General features: G+C 43.7%; 8 protein-coding genes. 2 read left to right on the plus strand and 6 right to left on the minus strand.

Annotated features, from left to right (window positions below):
- Positions 1–2 precede the first annotated feature (2 nt).
- Complete coding sequence (locus JGK11_RS19395; RefSeq protein WP_293184990.1) at positions 3–281, minus strand: hypothetical protein; 279 nt, start codon at positions 279–281, stop codon at positions 3–5.
- A 357-nt stretch (positions 282–638) separates the two neighbouring features.
- Entirely contained in the window at positions 639–1,247 is a 609-nt protein-coding gene (locus tag JGK11_RS19400; RefSeq protein ID WP_293212530.1) for a phycobiliprotein lyase, read from the minus strand.
- 181 nt (positions 1,248–1,428) lie between these two features.
- Between JGK11_RS19400 and JGK11_RS19405 the strand changes: the two genes are divergently transcribed.
- Positions 1,429–2,250, plus strand: a complete 822-nt coding sequence (locus JGK11_RS19405) for a pentapeptide repeat-containing protein (protein WP_293192373.1) — start codon at positions 1,429–1,431, stop codon at positions 2,248–2,250.
- A 134-nt stretch (positions 2,251–2,384) separates the two neighbouring features.
- Here the strand turns inward: JGK11_RS19405 and JGK11_RS19410 are convergent, their stop codons facing one another.
- Complete coding sequence (locus JGK11_RS19410) at positions 2,385–3,116, minus strand: phycoerythrobilin:ferredoxin oxidoreductase (RefSeq protein WP_293184987.1); 732 nt, start codon at positions 3,114–3,116, stop codon at positions 2,385–2,387.
- Between the two features lie 7 nt (positions 3,117–3,123).
- Positions 3,124–3,858, minus strand: coding sequence for a 15,16-dihydrobiliverdin:ferredoxin oxidoreductase (locus JGK11_RS19415; RefSeq protein WP_293184986.1), 735 nt, complete (start codon positions 3,856–3,858; stop codon positions 3,124–3,126).
- A gap of 257 nt (positions 3,859–4,115) precedes the next feature.
- Here JGK11_RS19415 and JGK11_RS19420 point away from each other — a divergent pair, with 257 nt between their 5' ends.
- Complete coding sequence (locus tag JGK11_RS19420) at positions 4,116–4,694, plus strand: phycobilisome protein (protein WP_293212532.1); 579 nt, start codon at positions 4,116–4,118, stop codon at positions 4,692–4,694.
- 130 nt (positions 4,695–4,824) lie between these two features.
- Here JGK11_RS19420 and JGK11_RS19425 read toward each other — a convergent pair whose 3' ends face one another.
- Both JGK11_RS19425 and JGK11_RS19430 read right to left on the minus strand, forming a co-directional pair.
- Positions 4,825–5,490, minus strand: a complete 666-nt coding sequence (locus JGK11_RS19425) for a HEAT repeat domain-containing protein (RefSeq protein ID WP_293212534.1) — start codon at positions 5,488–5,490, stop codon at positions 4,825–4,827.
- A 112-nt stretch (positions 5,491–5,602) separates the two neighbouring features.
- Positions 5,603–5,881 carry a CpeR family transcriptional regulator gene (locus tag JGK11_RS19430; RefSeq protein WP_293192369.1) on the minus strand — a complete coding sequence of 93 codons (279 nt, stop codon included), beginning with the start codon at positions 5,879–5,881 and terminating at the stop codon, positions 5,603–5,605.
- Positions 5,882–6,052 lie beyond the last annotated feature (171 nt).

The raw sequence follows: 6,052 nt of genomic DNA on the forward strand, positions 1-6,052 counted from the left end.
ACCTAATTATTAGTAGTTATCGCCGCCAATTGAGTGCGGAGACTGTCTAGTCCAGCATCAATTTTAGCAAGTTCCGGCTCAATTTTAGCCATAGCTGCTTTCTGTGGTAGCTTAGCCTTTTGTGCCGCCGCCATCGTTTCATTCACCAAACGTTCCCGATACCGCTCAAATTCGGCAATGACTTCCACCAATTCTTCAGCCTCTATCTGTGTTGAATCTTCTGTTAAATCTGCGGCAGATTCATCACGAGCCGATGTTGTCAATTCTTCGTTTTCAGACATAGTTTTGAGAGTTTAATAACAGTTGAAAACAGTTAGGCGATCGAGTTCAGTTAAACTCACATCATACAGGATTCTTAGGAACTGGCAAGATGCCAGTTCCACAACCAATTAATTTTATTGTGGGGCGGGCATCTTGCCCGCCCAGTTAGTTGCTTGTGGGGTGGGCATCCTGCCCGCCCAGTGGCTTGTGGGGTGGGCATCGAACTGGCAAGATGCCAGTTCCACAACCAATTAATTTTATTGTGGGGTGGGCATCCTGCCCGCCCAGTTGCTTGTGGGGTGGGCATCCTGCCCGCCCTAAAAAAATATTGACAATAGTTGAATTTGACCAATCAAAAAGCATTTTTTCCAGAGACTTTAACGCGACACCGCAGCAGCCTCAGAAACTCTCAAGCGATTGTGTTCCAACAACTCTTCTAAAACAGACGGAGAAATACAACGACGCTCAGAACAGTATGCCATTTGTTTAACCCCATTGCTCATTTGAACCGTCATCACGCGCACGCGAAAATGATCGTTAATAAACCAACAGCGTTCCTGTCCTTGATTTGTCTCATATTCCGTCTCAATAGTCAATACCCCATCATCAGCAAAATTATAAATACCAATTACCGGAATACCTTCAACGTAGCCTCGATTTCTCAGAAACTTACCCATCTTCGGGTTATTGGGATTCGGCAAATCGATCAGAATTGCAGCATAATTTTGGTTCGGGATGGCATCATCCAAATTATCTTGCCACATAAAACTGCATCCCCCACTAACCAAAGCAGGATCTACATTTTGCTGTTGACAAACCTCTAAAACTCTGGGATCATCAATTGATAAGACATCAATCATGACATTGGATTCTCCCGACTCATCAGCAGCAGCAGTATCAAAATTGTGGACTGTTCGCTGAGTGAACCAAACGCCCTCACTCTTGCGAAAGAAATCCATCATAGTCATCGGTGGTGTTAGCAGCATTTCTATGTCAACTTAGCGAGAGGAATCAAGCAAGTCCCCTTGTCTGGGGGGATGGAAGGGAAATCGGATCGAATTTCGGTTAAGAAAATTAACTTTCTGGCGATCGCACAACAATCAAATTCTAGGATAAATGACACCGGACAACTTTGAGCAATTCCATCAATAAATCTTCAAAAATATAATGGCACTTCGTCAACACTCATTTTTCCTCTCTGAACCCCTGACTCTCACAGAAGTCTTACAAGCTATCGAGGAAAGCAAAAGCCTAGCTCAAACCAACCTTCAGGGAATCAACCTCAGCCAAATGGATTTATCCGGGATTGATTTGAGCGGAGCAAACTTGATTGGCGCGAACCTCAGCAAAACCAATTTCCAAGGTGCAAATCTCCAGGGAGTAGATTTGCGGCGCGCCAATCTCCGAGACGCCAATTTGAGTGGAGCAAATTTACAAGAAAGTTATTTTTTTCGAGCTGATTTACAAGGTTGCAATCTAGTTGATTCCAAGCTAGAATCAGCTAAATTTAAATTAGCTTTATATGATAGCAAGACTATGTGGCCAGAAGGATTTAATTACCAAAAATCCGAAGCTATTGGCCCGAAAGCTAGTCTGAGCGGAGCTTTTTTGAATGCAGCCAATCTCCGAGGAGCGGATTTAAGTTATTGCAATCTGCGAGGTGCTTATCTCAGTGGAGCGGATTTAACTGGAGCAAATTTAGAAGGAGCGGCATTAAGTGGCGCTAATCTTCAGAATGCTTTTTTGACTGGTGCTTATTTGCGAAATGCCATGTTAATTGGAGCTGAATTGCAAGGCGCAGATTTACGGGCTGCTGATTTGACTGGAGCAAATTTAGATCAATTGCAAAGTATTGCGGGTGCTGATTTCAGCTTGGTACAAGGATTGAGCGCCGAAACAAGAGCGATGCTTTGCAGTCGCAATTCCAAGGAGTTAGGTACTTGGAATCCTTATACTCGGAATAACACAGCTCAAAGTCTTGCAAATTAGATATCGTTTGTAGTGCGGACTTAAGTCCGCAAATTCAGAGGACTAAAGTCCTCACTACAAACCGTTTGTAGTGCGGACTTAAGTCCGCAAATTCAGAGGACTAAAGTCCTCACTACGAACAAATTTTAATTTTCCTATAAATTGCGTTCCAAATCGAACAGAAAACCGTGAATATACTCCTCAGTCCACTCCTCACCATAGAACCGCAGAAACATCCCCCTCGCAGGATCTTTCGCCGCACGATAGTTGATATAATTGCGTTGAGCCTGAAGAATCTCGACCAATCTCTGACTGTCGGTGACTGGTTGCGCGCGATCGACCAAATCGAGATAAGCTTGTAGATAATCCTTAAAAGCATCAAACACAAGAGTTTGCACAGCCTCAGTTTCCTTGGGACGAGTCCACAGAAAAGCAGGAGAAAAGAAAGGTTTTGCCTCTTCCGGAAAATCTCCGCCCCAGGGCAAATCTTTTTGATACTTGTTAAAAATCGGTAAAATCGGCTCAGAGTATTGCTTCTGATAAGCCGCATCATGGAAAAGCGGCTGCATATCCAAAGCAATCAAATGTCCCCCCGGTAAAGTCACCAAATCCGCCCCAAAAAAAGGCAAATCATAATTAATTTGCGGGAAAATCACAAAATTCAAAACCTGAAGAGCATCACCGCCCTCAACATGAGCCGCCCGAATTTGTCGCAGTTTGGGCGATTGAAAAGCATAGCTAGTAGTGACAACCAACTGCTCTTTTTTTCCTTTCCCAGTGATACATTCTTTTTTTTCAAAACCTGCTGGAATCGGATATGGAGCTAAGTCAAGTCGCTCCCTGAGCAGTGGGATGGCGTAATCTAAAAAAGGCTGATAGAGAGTCATTTTTAATTTATTTTGTCCCGGCGGGAACCGCTAAGGGAACAGCATCTTCAAACAAAAACTCGTACAAAAAGCGCTCTGACCATTCATGACCAAAATAGCTGCCGAACAGCCCGGATGCGGGGTCTCTTTCTGCACTATACTGATCGTATTCTTTCTGTGCTTTCACAATCCGCTGAATTTCTTCGGGAGTTGTCAGGGGAGTAGCTTGCTGTAGCATTTTCCAGTACAACTGGACGTATTCTTGATAGGCGGGAAACAATTGGTTCACTACTGTTTCGGCGTCGGTTTTGGCAAAGAGCAAATTCTTGGAAAAATACTGGTTGGCATCATAAAACTTCATTTCTAAGTCTTGTACCAACGAGCTGTATTTAGCTCGAATTTCGGTCAACGGTTCGATATACTTGTCTGTGTAAGCCCGATCGCGAAATAACGGCTGAAAATCTATCACCACCAAGATTTTCTTTTGTCCAAACGCTAAAAAATCAATCCCTAGCAACGGCACATCGTAATTGTGGCTTGGATAAATGACACTGTTAAAAATTTGTGCCGTTTCCCCAGCATCGATGTAGGTGTAGCGAATTTTTCGCAATTCAGGGCATTGATAACACCAGCTTTGAATTGTGGCGGGATTTTTACCTCTTTCACTCACCACAGATTCCAATCCAGAGGGAATGGGACGGCTCTCTAGTGCAAAGTTCTCAAACAGTTCTTTTTCTAGAAATTGCTGAAATGGCTTAAACATAGATTATAATTTAGCTCCTTCAATCTCTCCCTGAACACAGGATAATAGGCGATCGCCCTGGGCCTAGTCTCTTTTATGGATAACAAAGTAATATTTCGTTATGAAACCAAACGTGCGATCGCACTTAATCTAATGAAGACTTTTACCACACTCTCATCTTTGATTCTCTCAAATGTAACAAATCTTAATCAATTTTCTCATAATTCTAGTCTATAACTTGAATTGTACTCAATTCCCTCCGGACAATTTTAATAGCTATGCAATTAAGTGAAAGAGCAAAACAATTAATTCCCAAAGCGAGAATTGTCAGCTTTGCTACTTGGAAAAATATCTATCCAGATGAAGTAATTGCCATTTTTCAAAAGGCTGACGATGAAAGTCGATATCTCACAGATGAAGATTTAGAAATCATCAAAAATCTGGTTCCCGATACCTCTTCAATGTTAGAACAAGCAAGATTGCTGCGAGAGCAAGCTCCTAATCTTGTATCGAATGCCAGGGAAAAGGTGTTAGCCGACTTTCCAAATATCACCGAACCAGACAATGACCTCTATCCTGCTGAACGCGCCGAAGCTTGTTGGCGAGATTTTTGGCATTTCTTGCGCTCCGTCTCCTATAGCATAGCAGGGAAAAACCCGGAATTTACCAGTCAAGCAGGACTAGAAAACATGGAACTACTTTATCAAGAATTGCGAGTTCCCGTGGCGGCGATGCTCTGTGGATTACAACAATTAAAAATAGTCAGTTTACAGCAATTTAGTTCTGAGGAACAGCATTTATCTGGTCTTGCTTTTGACAATTTAATCGCTGGCTTAAAACAGTTCAGTCAAGTTTGACCGCTTAACAATCGCAGGAATTAACCACAGGCATTTAAGAAACCGGGTTCGTTCGCCCACATTCCTCGCACTTCAGGCCATATTTCCCGAAAAAACCCGGTTTCTGCCTCTAGAACTTGATAAAATATTCTTAATTGCGATCGAGCAAATTTTCTAAAGCCGCACCAACCACTCGATGATGGGAGTCTTGCCGCAGTTGACTCAACACCTGCTTCGCTTCTGGATCATCAAAATGCTTCAAAGCAGATGCAGTGTGCTGGCGAATCCCTTCATACTCAGAACTAGCCAGCGCCAACAACCGAGCCAATGCCGCTGCTTCCTGACTGCTTCCAGCTAAAGCACCGAGCGCGTCCACAGCCGCTTCCTGGGTGGTCATATCTTCCCCCGCCAAAGCTTCCACGCACACCTCAAACAGTTCGTTGTAGCACTCCATATCTACCAGCGCCCCCAAAATGCTGCGACGCACCAGCCAGTGGTCATCCTGAATAAAAGTCAGCACTAAATGAGACGCAGCGCACCTACCGAAGAGCGACAGGGAATTTGCCGCTTCGGCGCGCACATTGGGAGTGTTATCAAGTTTCATGATTTGCAGCAAGGCGGCGAAAGATTCGGCGGTTTGCTGTTGTCCAAATCCCCTGCTGACAAAGGTACGGACTAAAAATTCTGGGTCGTTGAGCCGAGCTTTTAGCAAAGGAACGGCAATCTCTGGTGTATAATCTTTCAGAGCTGCGATCGCCTTGAGTCGATATTGAAAATCAGAATTATCTAGAAACGCTTCAATTTCGTGAATATCCATAACCGCAACAGAGCAGGACTTTTCCTTACTTTAAACAACAGGGTTCACTTTGTGCAACTTACCAAAATTATCTTAACACCGAAATCTTTTTTTGACCGTGAACCTCGTTTCTTTAAACTCTCTCATCAAATCTCGTCTGAAAACTTCCGTATTTGAACCAATATTGTCGCAGTTCATGATGAGGTGTATGCAAACTCCCTTTCCCTTGATAGAGCATCACTTGTCGGTGATTTCCCATCCAAACTCGTTTGAGCGGTTCCACAGAAATTAAGCATCCTCCTAGACTGATGATACATTGCTCAAATCTCTCAACGGCTGGGTAGTCTAAAGTTTCAAAAATCAAAAATTGACCTAAAAAAATTAGGTGACGGCTTCGTATCCAAGCCTGCATTTTTTTATCGGCTATTGGGGGTAATAGCTGGTAAAAGTATAGTCATCTATTACATGACACGGGAGGCACCCGGTCCCTCCCCTTTCGCTTTCACTTCGAGCGGATTAACCCGCCTCGGCTGAGCTACGCAGCTCTCTATCCCATTGCTGAAGGCATTTGGGATTGCTTTTC

The sequence above is a fragment of the Microcoleus sp. PH2017_34_RAT_O_A genome, from assembly GCF_020737885.1.
Lineage (GTDB): Bacteria > Cyanobacteriota > Cyanobacteriia > Cyanobacteriales > Microcoleaceae > Microcoleus.

Excerpts from the sequence above, each read along its gene's own strand:
- JGK11_RS19430 (WP_293192369.1), bottom strand. The coding sequence starts at position 5,881 with ATGCAGGCTTGGATACGAAGCCGTCACCTAATTTTTTTAGGTCAATTT.
- JGK11_RS19425 (WP_293212534.1), bottom strand. The coding sequence starts at position 5,490 with ATGGATATTCACGAAATTGAAGCGTTTCTAGATAATTCTGATTTTCAA.
- JGK11_RS19395 (WP_293184990.1), bottom strand. The coding sequence starts at position 281 with ATGTCTGAAAACGAAGAATTGACAACATCGGCTCGTGATGAATCTGCC.
- JGK11_RS19400 (WP_293212530.1), bottom strand. The coding sequence starts at position 1,247 with ATGCTGCTAACACCACCGATGACTATGATGGATTTCTTTCGCAAGAGT.
- JGK11_RS19415 (WP_293184986.1), bottom strand. The coding sequence starts at position 3,858 with ATGTTTAAGCCATTTCAGCAATTTCTAGAAAAAGAACTGTTTGAGAAC.
- JGK11_RS19405 (WP_293192373.1), top strand. The coding sequence starts at position 1,429 with ATGGCACTTCGTCAACACTCATTTTTCCTCTCTGAACCCCTGACTCTC.
- JGK11_RS19410 (WP_293184987.1), bottom strand. The coding sequence starts at position 3,116 with ATGACTCTCTATCAGCCTTTTTTAGATTACGCCATCCCACTGCTCAGG.
- JGK11_RS19420 (WP_293212532.1), top strand. The coding sequence starts at position 4,116 with ATGCAATTAAGTGAAAGAGCAAAACAATTAATTCCCAAAGCGAGAATT.